Here is a 241-nt window from a genome sequence, read left to right on the forward strand (position 1 = left end):
AGGGAAACAGCCCAGATCGCCGGTTAAGGCCCCTAAGTGTGTGCTAAGTGGGAAAGGATGTTTAGTTGCTGTGACAACCAGGAGGTTGGCTTAGAAGCAGCCATCCTTGAAAGAGTGCGTAATAGCTCACTGGTCAAGTGATTGAGCGCCGACAATGTAGCGGGGCTGAAGTACACCGCCGAAACCGCGGCAGACAATAGTTTTTGTTGTTTGGGTAGGGGAGCGTCCTGCGCGAGGTGAA

1 rRNA gene is annotated in these 241 nt (G+C 53.1%); it reads left to right on the top strand.

Features of this window, described 5'->3' with window-relative positions:
- A 23S ribosomal RNA gene (locus QP381_RS09420) occupies nucleotides 1-241 on the top strand; the annotation flags it as partial.

It is taken from the genome of Pauljensenia sp. UMB6358 (assembly GCF_030216865.1).
GTDB classification, from domain to species: Bacteria; Actinomycetota; Actinomycetes; order Actinomycetales; family Actinomycetaceae; genus Pauljensenia; species Pauljensenia turicensis_A.